Genomic DNA, 14,877 nt, shown 5'->3' with positions numbered 1-14,877 from the left:
ACTCCCGCACTCGATTAACTTGTCCACAGAATACGTTTAGAAGCGATAGCTATTGTCAAAGCTCCTATTGCCATTGTGCAGCGAACATCGTGCGGCCTGTCGCCAATCACGTAAAATCGATTCATCTTTTTCAAGATTTGAATTATTCTGAATACAGAAGCCGTTTTAGCCAATAATCATCATGAGAGTGCTTTTAAGCAATGAATATAAATGCTCCAGGTTTTCGCCTAGAAGAGTTATATATATATCAGGGGGCAATGGTATTAATTTTTTACACTCATGGAAAATGCTATCAATTTTGTATCCGAACTAGGGATGGCTCGGTACAAGAGAACCAATACATTTTCTCGACTTGTGAAGCGGCTTGCCTAGCGGCTAGAGAGTCATTAATATCAGACTAATAGATTAGTTTGCTTCTCAGCCTCTTTAAATTCCGTAAAGTTTTGTAAAAATCAAGCAGAAATAATTATTTAAAGGGAATTCTCTAAAGAGATCATCTTGGAAAAATTGAAAAATTCAAAGCCAACAGAAAAAATATGCAAAAATGCTTAATTAATATTTTATCGGGTTTTAGTCTTGTATTTTTTAATAGTTCTGCATTTGCAGGAAGCTTAACAGGAGCAACTATAGGAGGAACAGCCCCCAATGATTATTTAGTTTTTGGCGTATCTGGAACTCAGACGCTTCCCATTGCCAAAACTTCAGCCAATATAGCATCAGTTTTAGACGGAGCGGCTGCCACTCCCACAGGTAACGTAGAATTAGCCGCCAGTAGTGAACAAACGAACTTTGATTTCAGCAAAAATACAACATTAATGGGGACTATTGGGGGTAAATCTTTGATTTTAAGTAGTCTTACGGCTACTGATTGGTTTGGAGCTACTCTTAATAACGCATACGGGGCGAATAACTTGGCTAACAAGTGGTTTAATGATTTCATCACCAAAGCCGGTTATGGTCTATTTGTCGGGACTAGCCAAGCGGCAAATATGTATAATAATTTTAGGGCGGATGGAGGATTTTTAGCCACCAGTGACCCGAATATCTCATACGTTAACCAAGATGATACAACAGGAGTAATTAATATTGGACTAGCAGGCTATATAAATTTAAAAGTAGCTTATGCTAATAATCCCAAATTTGCAAGTTTTGCAACTCTTTTACCGAATGGATTTCAAGCTAGTGAAGTTGTTAAATATACTTATAACGGAGAAACTAACTTTCTTTACGGTTTCCAGGCGACCAATTCCGGATTAAATGATGGATTCGGCGGTCATACGGGCAACTTTGAAGTTACTATTAATGGAATTCCTCCTACAGCCACCTCTATTCCCGAACCATCATCAATTGCGGGATTGATGACGTTAGGATTATTGGGCACGACTTTAATAAAACGCAAAAAAGTATAATTAATTTACCGAGTGGGCAGGGCTAAGGTGTTGAAAATGGGTGGCGACCACTTAGTCAAAGCCGACTGGAAACGTTCTTTTTTTAAAGAAGACAAAAGCTTTAACTGTAAGTACCTGGACATAAATAAAGTTCACTGTGTTAAGAGATGTAACAGCGAACGCGGCTTATTCATTTCTCCTTAAAGTGGTATTATTGTTCTGTCCACAAGGTCGGCCAATATTCAAGGTACGGCGTGGAAAAACTTATAGCGGCTTCAGCTTAGAGCTTGAAATTTAAGTATTTTCCCTCTTGAAAAAGAAGAAAAAAACATGGGAGGTGGGATAAGCGCCATTAAGCTTGGGGGAGTTTCCCCCGTCTCTTTTTTAAAAATGAATCCTAAGCAATTAACGTTTCAATGGAAAAAAGTAGTTCGCTTAATTGTTGTCGGCATTTCACCAATAGCCGCACTTTTTTTGCTCCTACTAATCGTACTGGGATTGAGCCGGCAATGTGTTTTAATGGGATTCGATGCGAAAAGAGCCTTTGTTACTCGGCAAGTCTGCCAGACAATAAGTAATATATTCTTGCCGGAAAAAGAGCCGCTACCGACACCGAGTTTACCGGAACAGGGAATTTAACAGTATTTAATATTGTACGGTTTAACTTTTGAATTTTATTTAGTCTAATAGTGGCAGAAGTAATAAAAATATTAAACCAAGACTTATGTTATAATTAAAAAAACATTTGATTAAAGCTAGAAGAATTTTAGTCCGTCATGGAATTAGCCGGTGCAGGAGGAAGATGGAAAACAATTGATGAAAGAAAAGACGCTGCTGTTATTCAACAGGTATCAGATATTTCTTGTGGAGCAGCTTGTGGGGAAATGCTGTTACTAGATAGAGGTGTTATTATCTCTCAAGTTTTGCTTGCTTCTTTAACGGGAATTCCTTCAGATGTAGCTAGTCTTGCTCGTGCATTAAATAATGTGGATTCAGAAAAGTCGCGGAGTTGGGCAGGTGGAGAATTGATTATACCAGGCGCTACTCCCACTCAGTTAATACAAGTTCTAAATACTACTGGTTCTTGGACGGCAGTTTTGTGGGAAGCCGGTGCAAAAATTGGGCACTTTGTTATTGTTGATGGCTTAGATGATGAGAATAATGTTAAAATTCGAGATCCACAGGGGGAGGGCACAAAGTATAAAATGGAACTAGGAGAATTTTTAAAACACTGGAATCGACAAGGAGTTTATTTGAGAAAATCATGAAAATTAAACTATTAAAAATTCAGACAACTAACATTCCTCAAGTTTTTAAAATTGAAATTAAAGCCGGAAATCAATCGCTTACGTTTGATGTCACGGTTGAAGTCGATACAGTTGCCGGTCAAACTATTTTAATCACTCACGGCTCGCAAGAGTTTTGCGATTTTTTTAGATTTAATCAAGATTTAGCCAGTCAAATTTGTCAACTCGTCTGTTCATTTTATAATTCCATTCCTATTAATCTTCCTACTGATATTGGAGAATTTTCTGCCTTACGTCCCTTAGAGATTGTAGAGTATTTAGTCCGTTGATATGATTATTGAACGAGCTATTATAATGCTATGTGGAAGTTAAATTTTGAGACGAATTTTTTCAGGTTCTTCCATTCGCCTTTTTAACCAATAAATATTGGATTGCCTTGTCAATCGGTAATACGCTTGCTTGCCTCTAATTTAATAACAAAAAACAATCGTTGAAATCTCGATATTGGGAACTTAGCAGACTCGATAAAAAAGAAATCATAGACGTAGTGCTATACTTGTCCAGAGGGAAAATATTTAGTAACACAATCTGAACAGATTCCTTGTTTACTGTAACTATTTCCATAATCAAGTACGTTTTGTGAGGCTTTACCGCAGTAGGAACAAATTTGAAATATGGTCGCTATTGTTCTGTGTTCTTGAACATCTTTATAGTCAGAGAAGCACTCATCACTGAGGATCTCGCCGAGATTAACATCACAGTGCCGTGATTCTTCAATTATGTCTAGAGCGACCGACTGTTGTTCAAGAAAACTTAGAGACTGAAATGCCTTATTCTTTAAGTATAATCGACCAATTATTGCGTTAACCATATAACTTGCTTGATGATCTGACATAATAAATATAAGCTTCCTAATTCGTCATGATTATTAAATCTTTTATGAGTTTATTAAATATCTTAAATTAAGTCAAGTAAAATTGATGTACTTGGCGAGTAATAACTAGAAGAGTTACTTCAATATGAATCACAAGGAACAAACCAAAATCGTTACTCATACTGGGGAAGATAGTCAACCGGCTCGTATTTATTTTCAGGTATTTAAGCACAAAACTCTTTTAGGAGTTTTTAAGAAATTACGATGTGTCCGTTACGAACTACAAAATCCCGATGGAAGATACGGGTGGCGTTGGTTTTACGATCAAGAAGCCAAAAAACTCAAATTTCAACCCCACATTCCGCACTTCAATAATGTATTATCAAAGAAATATGAAAACGACTCTATCTGCTTCCCAAAATTAAGTCAAAATACTCGGTTGAAAAAAGTTCTCTTTAGAATAAAAAAACTTTTTCCAGAGATTAGAAAAAATTTTCATTAACTTATCACTATTGAGAATAAATGGGGAGCTAAAATTATCCAGTGCTTCAGACTGGGCAGTCTATTATTACTTATGTATTTGAGACAACAAGAGTGTTTTTTTAACCAGATAAAAAATAATATTTTTGACAAGAATAAGAGAAAAAACTTAAAATTAATTTTCGCTCTTCCGTTAAATTAACAACTTGTTTAACCCCTGATAATACGACTAAGTGAATCCCTTGAAAGCACTGAAATATCCATCTTAAAGTAGGGCGTTCAGTTAACTTACCTAACTGATTTTTGAGTCCGGTTTTGGCTTCTCGTAATTGGCGACGTAGTTCTCTTTGCCCCAAAGAATAAACCAGAAGACATAAACCCATCAACATCGCCATTGTCTCAACTCTTTGAGGGGATTTAAGAAAGACACTATCAGCAAAAAATAATGGGTCTTTAAGAAAAGCAAATCCGCGTTCTGGGGCTTGCTGTTCCTTATATTTAATCAAAATATCATCAGAGCTAAATTTACTCTTATTAAGTTCATTAGTCGCTAAAATAAATTTTCCTGCTCTTTTTTGTAATTCATAAACTTGGGTTTGATTAATTTCTAGAGAAGCTGTCAGCGCTTCGATGCCGCTTCTTTTCCTATAATACTTAATAACTTCATCTAAAGAAGGCAAATTAGTCAAAATAAACCAATGCGCCGTCGCACGGCGCAAGGTTCTTTTTCTTTAGAGTTTCCATAATTTCTTTTGCAATAAATAGCTAAATTAAATTTACCAAATCCTTTCTTTTTTGTAACCTGTACATCAGAATGGAAAATTTTAACGCCAGGGACTGTATCAATATCTTTAAGAAGTTGATAGTCTTTTTTAGCTTTTTTAAAATTTACCTCTCCTTTTTCTCTAAAAGCAAAATAAATATGATGTTTTCTTTTTCTATTTTGCTGTTTGAGCTAGTAAGCTAATTCTACACCATGAAATTCTCTATCCCCTAAAATTATTAAATTATAATTAAATAAAAGTTTGATGACTGGTCTAATTAATGCTTGTTGTTCTTGTAAGTTACTTCTTCCTTTTTTATTTAAAGTCAACCAATACACAGGAAAAGCTCTTTTTTCCCAGAATACGCTGATAACAAAAATATTTTTATTCTTCCATTGAGTTCTATCTAAAACAAGAATCAAACTTTCTTGTTTTTTAAACTCTTTTTCAATAATTAATTTAATTAAAGGAAACCAGAATAAACTTAAGCTAAGTTTTTTAGATTCTAAAAACCGTTGAATTTTTCTTCGACGGCTTTCATCTAAAATAGGAATAGGTAAACAAGCCGTCAACCTTTCTATTCTAACTTGTTTGTGAACTTGAAGTAACCAGATTAATAATTGTAAAGTTAATAGTTCACTTTTGGTTAAAGAGCTTTTAAAATAACTTTGATAATATGATAATAAATCCATTTATTTTTGGGTCTATTGAACGATGACTCGTCCTCTACTTCTTTGCCCTGGGTCAATCTCAGGCAGAAGCAGTATTACTACTGCGGATTAATTTGGGATGATGTTAAAGGCACTTTTAAGAATTTAGGATTTGGTGCTAAAGAATCAACGGAAAAGTAAAGAAAAGATGCCCAAGTATTTATCGTACCAACATTTTCCGTACACTCAACAGCTAGAGTTGGAGGTTGGGATGTCAAAAAAAAAAGCGAAAATTGGGCACAAAACTGGCCTTTCATCAGTTTTATCCGGAATTTTGGGGGTTCAGGCGGAAGAATTTTGCCTAACGAGTGACTTCTCTTTCGAGTCTCTCAACTCTTCCCATCAACTCGGTTAACTGCTGCTGTAACTGAACCAATAGCATTCTTTCGGAAGTGGTTGGTGGACTATTAACTGCTGAACCTCCCCTACTTCTTCGCGTTTGTTTTGGCTGTTGTTGCCTCATCAACCGAAGAAGTTGCGTCTGTAGAGCCTGAATGCGGAAGCGGCGCTTAATGGCTTGAACCATATTCTTATAAGCCTTGCTGCTATCAGAGGCTAAGTATTTAAGCATTTTACGCTTTAACTTCCCATCCTTGTCCCGATACGCTCTCATAAGACGATAATAGGTGTATTTCAAGTCGTTCTTAGGAACGACGAAGCTACTTATCGGTGGTGTTGGGAGGAGCCACGAAGCCGCTACTAGCCATGTTGGAGATTTGAGATTGGATGGAGGAGGGGCTGGACATGGGAAAAAGGTTGTTAGTGGACTTAAAATTATCATACTTAACTCCACTAAAAACAACAAGCGGCTACATGATTCATTCAACCATCACCGATGGGTGATTCAAGTCCTACCCCCGTCAGTGGTTAAAGGCGCATTCGGGAGCGGCTTAAAGGAGGCAGCAACGGGAGAATAATAGAGGTATAGGGTTATAAAAGGTTTTATGCCTGAACTCGCCTCTAAGAAAAAAGACGAAACCTTCATTCGAGCTAGTTTCAGCTATTTTGCCACTACCATGTACTGGGGACAATTTACTCTGAGGCTTAATGACGTGCGTGTTTTGAGACGATTATACTTATTAGGAGCAGCCCTTTCAAGGTGTTCGTTTTTTAGCCTGAATTTTGGCTAAAATTTTACCAGTAGAAACATGAGGACGTTTGGGAGGAGGAGTACGTTTAAATCGTCGCCTTGTCTTTTTAGGAGAGCGAGGATGACGTATAAAAGCGGAAAAATTAATCAGAGCCGCTAAATGCCGAAGCTCATTTGTCAATTCAATTAGACTCATTTGTTTAAAAACGTTCCATTCCGGCGGTGGAATAGCAATCATCATACCTTGGTAAATTCCACGAACTTCTTCAGCTAAATAATAGCTTGATATTTCTTGTTCAATTTTTTCACTGCCGTGAACGCTTTTAAGAGCAGCTAAAACGACAGCAAGAATATTATAAGAAACCAAGGCAACACAAAAAGCAAATAAAGCCGCTTTGGGATAACCAAGAGCTTTAATTTCACAGTTAAAAATAACTGTGAGAATTTGAAATAATGTTTCAAGAGTCCAGCGTTTACGGTAGAGTTGAGCAACTAAAAGCGCATTGACTTCAGTTACAGGAAGATTCGTGAGAATAAAAATTTCATCTGATCCATCTCGTGTGGCTTCCTCTAAGACAACTTTAATGCGTCTAAGAGTGGATAAATATCCATTATCATCACTAACGGTAATAGCTTGTTCAAAAACTTCACCTCCTTCTACTAAACCAATATAACTAAGAGCTTTTTCGTTATACCAAGGGAAACATTGATGTTCACGTATAATAAAAAAGCCTTTTTGAGCTACGATACCACTTAAAAAGTTTAAGGTACAGAAATTTCGGTCAGCTATCCATACATCATCTTCTTCTACTGTTGTTAAAACCTTATGTAATAGAGAGCGTTCTTGGGCATGACCATCTTCTGTTGGAAAGACATCAATTGCTAACATTAAAACTGGGTCAAGTACAACTAATGATTGCCCAGGCAACTGCGCACTATTACATGAGCGTAATGGTTTTAGACGATGTTCGCTTGCGGCTATTGCATTACCATCTAAAATTTTAACTCGATAACCTGTCAACCAATCTGATAAATTTCCATTCAAATGTCGAATAATCGCTTCCATCTCACAGGCTGTTTCTCGAACCAGTTCTGCGCTAACACTCGGTTCCATTGCATTTAATTTATTATATACAGAAGTGACCGAAACACTTATGTTAGATACTTTAGCCTGATAAGCGGCATGAATTGATGGTCGAATCCCACAAGCGACGCTACTCATCATCTCCACAACTGTCGAAAACAGTAACTCTCTTGTGTACTGAGTTGTAGTGCTTCTTTCAAATAAATCATCAAGTTTTTGAGGGCACAAAACTTTTTCGAGAAGTCCGCGTACCATTACTGATACCGGACTGGCTTCGACAAAACGCTCAAACACTTGAGAGAGAACCATTATAGTTATTTACCCTTCGGAAATACTGGATTTCTTTACCTAACTACAAATCGGGGCAAATGACAACACCTTGAAAGGGCTGCTCCTACTTATGTATTTTGAGAATATAGTAATCGCTATAAAGAAGTCAACACATCGAGAGAAAGTGTCCATGTAAGGATACAAGAGGTAGCAGGCTAAAAGCTTGTCGTGCAAAGCTTTTAGGCGCAAAATAGTAGATAAGTATGGCGGGAAGTTCAGATATACAATTAATTATGCCTAGTTACTTAATCCTTTTTATGGATTCGGCGCTTAAAAAATGTGCCTATAACAACAGCCGTCCCTGCTCCCAAAATTGTTAAAGGTTCGGGAACTACTGTTTGATATGTGCCATATATCGTCAATTCACCTGGACCATCGCTATTACTTGCAGTTGCCACTCGGAAACCAAAGACATCACCATTCTTGAGTGTCAAAATTACAGGCGAAGTGCTTTGTTCTCCATCTTTAACAGCTAAAGGGGTATAGTTTCCATTGAGGAGATAACCTGCTGAGTCAAAGCCAGGAGTATCCAAGGTAAAATAGCTCCAGTTAAACTGAACCGAACCCGCCCTTGAGAAATCAATGGGGATAGTCCAATCCGTAATACCAGATGAATTGCTTCGATTATTCCCTCCTGTAAGAATAACTATACCTGATGTGACATGACTTTTGTCTATACTTCCATTAGCATTAGTGTTAATTAAAGTCCAATTTTTAGAAACAAAAGCATTACCAAAATTTATAGCTGCTGCTGTCGTTTTCTCAGGAAAACTGCCCCAAATCCCAAGACTCGCAGAAATGGCAAAACTAAACTTGAGAATTTGCTGATAATTGGAGTTACATTTAATTTGTGTATTCATGAGGCAAAAGTCATTAAATGGTTGACAATTTTTACAAGAATTAAAAACTATTCAGTGTATAAATGACGCTAGACAAAGTAGCGATTGGATCTTAATGATCCTTGGGCTAAAGTGCCAACTTGGCCTGTCACTTCAATAAACAGATCAGTGTTAGCATTAAAGCTAGATGTGGTATCGTTGACGGCTAGGTAAGTACGTCGGGATTTACTACTAGCACCAAAGCTAAAAAATACTGCCTGATTAACACCTAATGCTTGCTCACCAGGAGTAGTAGGATCAGCGTCAGCATAAGCTGCGTTTACGGCAGAGGTTAAATTGGCAGCAGGGATAAGACCGGCATTATAGGTCGCGGTAGGAATATTTGCTAAATCTATGCGATCGCCTTGAGTCGGATTAAAACTGCGAATGCGGTCAGGATTAGCAAATAATGAGTCAGTGAAGTTGTTGTAGACAAAGGTATCAGCGCCATCACCACCAGTAAGAACATCTTGACCACTTCCTCCATTGAGTGTGTCATTGCCACCAGCACCATTAAGACTATCGTCCCCTCCTTCACCATTGATAATGTCATTGCCATTACCGCCTGTAAAATCATCATTCCCATTAGTACCAGCAAAGGTGGGAGCCAAAGTTAAGTCATCATTTAGAATGTTAATAGTGCTTTGGCTAGTAGCAAAAATTGCTCCGTTAAGATTCGTTAGATTAGCAAAGAAAGTTTCATCAGACTCTACCGTTGTATCACTTGAAACAGAAAGATCTAAGGTGAGTGCGGTGGTACCAGGAAGAAAGGTTAATTTTCCATTGGCAGCAGTATAGTCTTCTCCAGCGAGCGCTTTGTTAAGTTCAGTACCATCTTGCGTCGCATAATCTACTGTCACGGTTCTTGTACTAGCAGTAGATAATTCCACAAGCAAACGAACAGTTTGACTGCCGTTGTCTCCCTCGGCTATAGAAGAACTGGTAATACTGAGCTTCGGCGAGAAGATCTCCGCTGCACTATTGATAAAAAACTCATCCTTGGTAATCAAAAAGTCTAAAACAACAGCATTTAAAACCTTATCTGGTATTCCCACTTTGATAGCGGCATTGGTAGCCGCTTGTATCTGTTGTTGAGTAAAGTTTTCTAGTGTAAGTCGAGAAGGAAGAGTTACAGGTAATACAGGAGTCTCAAATAAGGATTCACCCTCACGAACACTCCACTCAAAAGCATATCTTCCATTTATTTCACCCCAACTTGGATTGGTATTTAATAACGTTCCATCGCGCAGAGCAAAATCATTCGAGCTAATACCATCTGCGTTTCCTAAAAGTCCTTGAAGTAAGGTAGCTCGACCGTTAGAGGGAAAAACATTGATATCGATAGAACCTCCATAGTCCGAAGCAATTAGTTGATCATCGTCAGCAGTAGCTCTAATCCCATCAAGGCCAGCATAAGTAAAAGTGTATACATTATTTTTGCGCTCAATTAGAGAATTTCCAATAGTTAAACTTTGACTGCTTGATAATATTACTGAATTTCCGTCGACTTTCAATCTCTTATTACCCTCGTAATCTAGATCGAATACAACTTTATGACCATCAATTTTTGTAGCAAAAGCTGTGGTAACGGAAACTGAAGGGTTATTTATCAAAAGTTCTTGACGAGTTTGAATTTCCCAATCATCAACAGTAGACTTGACTAGGATAAATTCTCCACCCGATTGCAAATCGTAACTCAATCCATCAAAAGTTACAAAATGTACATCTCCCCAACCAACGCCTTTAATTTTTTTAATTTCTATCTTTTTGTCAAAAGATAAACCGCCTTGGTCAGTAGTTCTGACTAGAATGCTGTAATTAAAGGCATCTTTCGTATTCAAGGGGGCGTTAGTTTTGAGTTGATTATCTACTATAGTAAATAAATCGTTATTGGTATCACCCAAACCTCTGACCAAACTGTAAGTAAAGGTATTACCATTATCGGGGTCTTGACTACTGAAATTACCAAAGACTGTCCCTATTGGTAAGTTTCCACCGGCGGGTTGTGGGGTCAAGATAATATCTGTCGGTGCTTCGTTAACATCAGTGACCGCAATAGTAAACGATTTTTCCGCAGATAAACCGCCTTGATCTGTAGTTTTAACTCGAATACTGTAACTATTTTTAGTTTCATAGTCAAATTTGGCGTTGACTTTAAGTTCATTACCTACAATAGTAAATTGAGTATTATCTGTGTCACCCGTTCCAGAAACCAAACTGTAGGTAAAAGTGTTAGCATTATCTGGATCTGTGCTACTAAAATTTCCTACAGTCATCCCAACATTTTCATTTTCGGCAATGTTAATCTTTGACAAAGTAATATCTGTGGGATTGTCGTTAACATCACCAATACGAATGGTCAACTGTTTTTCTACTGATACGCCATTTTGATCTGTGGCCTTGATTTTAAGAGTATAACTATTTTTGAATTCAAAATCAAAAATAGCATTAGTTTTAAGTTGATTGTTATTTATAGAAAACAAGCTGCTACTCGTTGCATCCTCGTCTGCCACTAGACTATAAGTAAAAGTTTTTCCTTGAGCGGGATAGGTTGTCGTAAAGTCGCCAATAACTGTATTAATAGGTTGATTTTCAGCGATATTACTATTAGATATAGTATCAAACAAAGTAACGCTAACTTTTGCCGTATCAGTTTTACCTGTCACGTCTGCTATCGTATAATTGAAATCATCAGTAGTTGTTTCTCCTGGATTTAAAAAATCAAATTTCCCATTGGGATTATAGGAAATGCTACTATCAAAATTAAAAGTAACTATTGCCCCAGATGCTAAAATAATTTGTTGTCCTAGAGTTAGATCTTGGTTTTGAATTTTTGTGATAGTTAAAGGATCACCGTTGGGATCGCTATCATTAGAAAGTACATCAATGGTAAATATGTTGCCAGCATCAGTATTAATATTATCTTTGAAAGCAATAGGTGCTTTTTTTGCGTCATCAATTGTATCTAAAATTACCGAGACAACTTGACTGGCATCCTTAGCATTAAAGGTTTTCCCTCCTGTTTGAGTAGCGAGGCTCTCGAAATCAGCAGACGTTGAAGAATCCTCGCCAATAATGACACCATTGAGTCCTGATATCCCAACTTGCTCGGCAAGCTCAATTACTTGACTTTCAAGCTCAGTATCTTTAGCAGGTGCGTCACCGAAAAGAATAATGCTTCGAGATACTGCTTGTTTATTCCATTGACCGGCTCCTCCAGATAATGCACGAATTAACCCAGCATTAACAGCTTCAGGAAAATCGCCTCCTCCGCCAACCGAGATACTATTGATCGCGTTAAGTGCTGCGTTTTTTCTATCTTCGATTTTATCTTGATCTGTAAAGGAGAGGATAGTTTCCGTACTTGGATCGTTGTAGCCAACTACGGCGACACGAGCAAATGGAAAACTGCCATCAAAGATATTATTGATGATCTCGCTGGTACTAGCTTTAACGGCATCAATATCATCCAACATGCTACCTGTTGTGTCAATGACAAATGCTAAATCCAAACCCTTCAACGGAACTTTTTTGTCCTTGAACTGAGCAAATTCAACATTTGTTAAAGTGTCTATTCCATCTTCTTGTGTACCACCATCATGAGTAATCGTAACTGTTTTGAAGTCTGCTTTTGACAGAGTAAGTTTGTAATCCGCGTAATTACCAGAATAAATAGCTGTATCCGTGCCATCTCCTCCGTCTATAGTATCGTTTCCGGCTCCGCCACTAAGAGTATCATCTCCATCAAAACCAAGCAATTCATCATTACCTTTGCCCCCATAGAATTTATCAGCATCATTGACCGATAATGGTACGCCCAATAAACGATCATTGCCATCACCCCCGATTAAAACTCCACCATTGACAGAATAGGGTGCTAAAGTAGGATAAAGACTTGAGTCGCCTATATCAAGAACAGATAATGTATCGCCTTTATTTGTTCCGTAAATTATGGGTTTGTTACCGTCGAGAAATTTAGTTACTCCACTGTTGAATAAATCCTTTGAAAGTTTGTCTATATCTGATATTAATTTTAAAGGGCTTATTCCTTTCCAAGATGATATTTTTACACGATCATTGTTAAATGATGTTAAATCATACGTTATACCAGTTAAGGAACCCGTAAAAACTATATCTACTTTTCGACCAATCCTGGACGGATCAATTTGATTTTGAAGAGAAGGATTACCAATAAAAGCAATAAAACCTCCTCCCTCAAAATCAAAATTTTCGGGTACGCCTTTATTAAATTCAACATAAAAATTCTCTATGCGCTTTGAGCCGTTTGCTTCAACAACGAATACGGCATCATCAGAAATTTGAAATGACTGGGAGTTATACACATAAACGCGCTCTGCATAATCATCAGTATTATCTTGATAGGCAAGTTGCCTCATGTTCCAGCCAAAAAACTCCAGCCCGAATATATCTGCAAGTTGTTTTTTAGTATATCTTCCAGGGTTAACCGAGGGAGTTAAAAACCCTGGATCGAAGAACTTTTTTATAAGCTCAAACTGTGCCCCTAAAGCAAATCTACCTGCACCTGCCATAAAATCTTGTTTACTAACAGAAACAGAAACATTTGCCGGTAGTGGATTAGTACGGATTAGGGCATCATCAACAAGATTTGTAGGAGTATTTGTTGTTCCGTATAAATATAAGTTTGTAACTTCTTTTGCCGTCAAATCTGCCATAATTATTTGTCCTTATGATTAAATAAGCTAGTTCTAGAAGCCATCTTATATCTATTTAACAATTCTTGATATAAGATTCGTCTATTTTTTAAAAAGGAACACTTTCAGATTGTCAAACAGCTAATTTTAATAAATGTCCATTTACTTAACTTCAACAACAATAGGATTGTGTTCGCTTACAAAGAGGGTAGCAACCTAAAATTACAACAATTCGGCTTTCTTAGTCAAATTTATAGAATTATTTAATTTTTTCATCTTTAAATCGAGAATTTGTGATTGTCGAATTCCACGATAAATGGGTTCTTCCCAACTTTTGGTGATCGCTTGGCAAAAAGAAGATAACGATTATTATCAAACTAACCGCTTAATGAAACCCGCGATAAATAAGTGCGGCTAAAAGGGCACTCCCGTTTAGCTCGCTCATAAAAGCCATAGTGCGGCTATCTAAAATAGGAGCCGCAACATCAACTAATTATGATACGATTGAACCATATATAATTTAATGCGCCCTCTACAAGTGCGGAAAACACTTGTGGAGAACGACTACCAGCCTTAGTACAATTAAGGAGGCATCAATTATTATGGGTAATAATCGTTTCCAACTCAAATTTAAAAAACGAACAAGATTTAAAATTTTACCTTTAATTAAATATCCCTTAACTTTTTATCAGTCTGATGAGCGACAAAAAACTTGTGGCTGTTTAAATTCCTGTCGCCAGCTAATGGCTCAGTTTCCGTACCTATCAGTAACTGGCTGCTGATAAGTTTAAATTTATTATAGGAGCTTGGAATGCACAGCCTCTATAGGCTATCCTATAAAGATACTTTGTATCGAATTTTATGTACAACGGGAAAGTTATCGAAAATCCTCTAAGATCGACGAATCGCTGTCGAAGCCTGAGAAACTTAATGACAGCGATTCTAGAGAGTGATTTTCATGATTTCTCCGTCCTACCCTCAAAGGAGGTAACGATGGAACAGAGGTAATTTTGATTTACATAGTTCTGATTGTACTAAACTATTGGCTCGTTGTGCAATAGTTGTGGGAGAGTTTTTGTAAAAAATTGCGGCGGATGCTGGTGGAAGCCGCTCCGTTATTGTTCTCTTGGTCGACTTGAGAACAAGGCAAATAGGTAAGAAATCAGAGTTATGTGAATAGACACGACACTATAAACCGTTTGTCCCATTTAAACGGAAATAAATGTTTTATTGCCTTTAATTAAAGACAAAACTGGAGAAATTCTGGTTCATGGCACTAAGACTATTCTGTCTCAAGGAATCTATAAATTCCTAACCATTTCCAAAACTCCCCCAGAGTTTTTTAGAATAATCATCTTG

Annotated in this window: 13 protein-coding genes and 1 pseudogene; 7 read left to right on the top strand and 7 right to left on the bottom strand. The window is 37.2% G+C overall.

Annotation, left to right across the window (positions count from 1 at the left end; all coding sequences use genetic code 11):
* The first annotated feature begins 200 nt into the window (after positions 1-200).
* The 5 genes from CYAN7822_RS37055 to CYAN7822_RS30520 all read left to right on the top strand — a co-directional run bounded on the left by CYAN7822_RS37055 (position 201) and on the right by CYAN7822_RS30520 (position 2,964).
* Positions 201-401: a hypothetical protein gene (locus tag CYAN7822_RS37055; protein WP_013334798.1), complete on the top strand. Its 201-nt coding sequence runs from the start codon at positions 201-203 to the stop codon at positions 399-401.
* A gap of 135 nt (positions 402-536) precedes the next feature.
* Positions 537-1,409 carry an NF038130 family PEP-CTERM protein gene (locus CYAN7822_RS30535; RefSeq protein WP_013334797.1) on the top strand — a complete coding sequence of 291 codons (873 nt, stop codon included), beginning with the start codon at positions 537-539 and terminating at the stop codon, positions 1,407-1,409.
* 369 nt (positions 1,410-1,778) lie between these two features.
* Entirely contained in the window at positions 1,779-2,027 is a 249-nt protein-coding gene (locus tag CYAN7822_RS30530) for a hypothetical protein (RefSeq protein ID WP_157872016.1), read from the top strand.
* Between the two features lie 137 nt (positions 2,028-2,164).
* The gene (locus CYAN7822_RS30525) at positions 2,165-2,656 is read left to right on the top strand and encodes a cysteine peptidase family C39 domain-containing protein (RefSeq protein WP_013334795.1); all 492 of its coding nucleotides are present in this window, start codon (positions 2,165-2,167) and stop codon (positions 2,654-2,656) included.
* Positions 2,653-2,964 (top strand): hypothetical protein, encoded by a 312-nt coding sequence (locus CYAN7822_RS30520; protein ID WP_013334794.1) that lies wholly within the window; start codon positions 2,653-2,655, stop codon positions 2,962-2,964. The genes CYAN7822_RS30525 and CYAN7822_RS30520 overlap by 4 nt, the downstream gene beginning before the upstream one ends.
* A 221-nt stretch (positions 2,965-3,185) precedes the next feature.
* Here the strand turns inward: CYAN7822_RS30520 and CYAN7822_RS30515 are convergent, their stop codons facing one another.
* Positions 3,186-3,530 carry a hypothetical protein gene (locus CYAN7822_RS30515; protein ID WP_013334793.1) on the bottom strand — a complete coding sequence of 115 codons (345 nt, stop codon included), beginning with the start codon at positions 3,528-3,530 and terminating at the stop codon, positions 3,186-3,188.
* 124 nt (positions 3,531-3,654) lie between these two features.
* Here CYAN7822_RS30515 and CYAN7822_RS30510 point away from each other — a divergent pair, with 124 nt between their 5' ends.
* Positions 3,655-4,011, top strand: a complete 357-nt coding sequence (locus CYAN7822_RS30510; RefSeq protein ID WP_013334792.1) for a hypothetical protein — start codon at positions 3,655-3,657, stop codon at positions 4,009-4,011.
* A gap of 100 nt (positions 4,012-4,111) precedes the next feature.
* On the opposite strand, the pseudogene CYAN7822_RS39245 reads toward CYAN7822_RS30510, so the two are convergent.
* From CYAN7822_RS39245 to CYAN7822_RS30495, 3 genes and pseudogenes are all read right to left on the bottom strand, one after another.
* Positions 4,112-4,606 (bottom strand): annotated as a pseudogene (locus tag CYAN7822_RS39245) (IS1634 family transposase); the annotation flags it as partial.
* 338 nt (positions 4,607-4,944) lie between these two features.
* On the bottom strand, positions 4,945-5,445 hold the full coding sequence (locus tag CYAN7822_RS39240) for a hypothetical protein (protein WP_049802783.1): 501 nt from the start codon (positions 5,443-5,445) through the stop codon (positions 4,945-4,947).
* Between the two features lie 319 nt (positions 5,446-5,764).
* Entirely contained in the window at positions 5,765-6,076 is a 312-nt protein-coding gene (locus CYAN7822_RS30495) for a hypothetical protein (RefSeq protein WP_245602836.1), read from the bottom strand.
* Between the two features lie 13 nt (positions 6,077-6,089).
* Here CYAN7822_RS30495 and CYAN7822_RS39835 point away from each other — a divergent pair, with 13 nt between their 5' ends.
* Positions 6,090-6,380 (top strand): hypothetical protein, encoded by a 291-nt coding sequence (locus CYAN7822_RS39835; RefSeq protein WP_162052190.1) that lies wholly within the window; start codon positions 6,090-6,092, stop codon positions 6,378-6,380.
* A gap of 177 nt (positions 6,381-6,557) precedes the next feature.
* On the opposite strand, the gene CYAN7822_RS30490 is transcribed toward CYAN7822_RS39835, so the two are convergent.
* The 3 genes from CYAN7822_RS30490 to CYAN7822_RS35015 all read right to left on the bottom strand — a co-directional run bounded on the left by CYAN7822_RS30490 (position 6,558) and on the right by CYAN7822_RS35015 (position 13,539).
* Positions 6,558-7,946, bottom strand: coding sequence for a transposase (locus CYAN7822_RS30490; protein WP_013334790.1), 1,389 nt, complete (start codon positions 7,944-7,946; stop codon positions 6,558-6,560).
* 266 nt (positions 7,947-8,212) lie between these two features.
* Complete coding sequence (locus CYAN7822_RS30485; RefSeq protein WP_013334789.1) at positions 8,213-8,827, bottom strand: PEP-CTERM sorting domain-containing protein; 615 nt, start codon at positions 8,825-8,827, stop codon at positions 8,213-8,215.
* A gap of 68 nt (positions 8,828-8,895) precedes the next feature.
* Positions 8,896-13,539, bottom strand: a complete 4,644-nt coding sequence (locus tag CYAN7822_RS35015; protein WP_013334788.1) for a bluetail domain-containing putative surface protein — start codon at positions 13,537-13,539, stop codon at positions 8,896-8,898.
* Positions 13,540-14,877 lie beyond the last annotated feature (1,338 nt).

The sequence above is a fragment of the Gloeothece verrucosa PCC 7822 genome (assembly GCF_000147335.1).
Classification (GTDB): Bacteria; Cyanobacteriota; Cyanobacteriia; order Cyanobacteriales; family Microcystaceae; genus Gloeothece; species Gloeothece verrucosa.
This window is presented reverse-complemented; position numbering and strand designations above follow the sequence as displayed.

Coding starts and splice junctions, on each gene's coding strand:
- CYAN7822_RS30510 (WP_013334792.1), top strand. CDS start 3,655: ATGAATCACAAGGAACAAACCAAAATCGTTACTCATACTGGGGAAGAT.
- CYAN7822_RS30520 (WP_013334794.1), top strand. CDS start 2,653: ATGAAAATTAAACTATTAAAAATTCAGACAACTAACATTCCTCAAGTT.
- CYAN7822_RS37055 (WP_013334798.1), top strand. CDS start 201: ATGAATATAAATGCTCCAGGTTTTCGCCTAGAAGAGTTATATATATAT.
- CYAN7822_RS30490 (WP_013334790.1), bottom strand. CDS start 7,946: ATGGTTCTCTCTCAAGTGTTTGAGCGTTTTGTCGAAGCCAGTCCGGTA.
- CYAN7822_RS30515 (WP_013334793.1), bottom strand. CDS start 3,530: ATGTCAGATCATCAAGCAAGTTATATGGTTAACGCAATAATTGGTCGA.
- CYAN7822_RS35015 (WP_013334788.1), bottom strand. CDS start 13,539: ATGGCAGATTTGACGGCAAAAGAAGTTACAAACTTATATTTATACGGA.
- CYAN7822_RS30485 (WP_013334789.1), bottom strand. CDS start 8,827: ATGAATACACAAATTAAATGTAACTCCAATTATCAGCAAATTCTCAAG.
- CYAN7822_RS39240 (WP_049802783.1), bottom strand. CDS start 5,445: ATGGATTTATTATCATATTATCAAAGTTATTTTAAAAGCTCTTTAACC.
- CYAN7822_RS30530 (WP_157872016.1), top strand. CDS start 1,779: ATGAATCCTAAGCAATTAACGTTTCAATGGAAAAAAGTAGTTCGCTTA.
- CYAN7822_RS30495 (WP_245602836.1), bottom strand. CDS start 6,076: ATGAGAGCGTATCGGGACAAGGATGGGAAGTTAAAGCGTAAAATGCTT.
- CYAN7822_RS30525 (WP_013334795.1), top strand. CDS start 2,165: ATGGAATTAGCCGGTGCAGGAGGAAGATGGAAAACAATTGATGAAAGA.
- CYAN7822_RS30535 (WP_013334797.1), top strand. CDS start 537: ATGCAAAAATGCTTAATTAATATTTTATCGGGTTTTAGTCTTGTATTT.